Below are 236 nucleotides of genomic sequence, written 5' to 3'. Positions count from 1 at the left end.
AGTCAAGTCCCTGGTAGTGGTGTAGGGGCCCTTCGTGGTTAGGGGTCAGTGGGTCAGTGTCGGGGGCGTGTCTGGATGGCCGTCCTGGAGCTTGTTGGTGGTCTGGCACTGTTTGAGGGTGTCCAGGCTGAGGTAGCGGCGGCCCTCAGCCCATTCGTCGGTCTGCTCGGCCAGGACGGCGCCGACCAGGCGGATGATGGCGTCCCTGTTGGGGAAGATGCCCACTGAGTCGGTGC

At 64.8% G+C, this 236-nt stretch carries 1 protein-coding gene; it reads right to left on the bottom strand.

What is annotated here, in order from left to right; genetic code table 11:
* Nucleotides 1-45 precede the first annotated feature (45 nt).
* Nucleotides 46-236: transposase (locus HMPREF2981_RS10475; RefSeq protein ID WP_210398830.1), on the bottom strand; the 191-nt coding region annotated here is incomplete at its 5' end.

It is taken from the genome of Rothia sp. HMSC069C01, from assembly GCF_001814655.1.
Classification (GTDB): domain Bacteria; phylum Actinomycetota; class Actinomycetes; order Actinomycetales; family Micrococcaceae; genus Rothia; species Rothia dentocariosa.
This window is presented reverse-complemented; position numbering and strand designations above follow the sequence as displayed.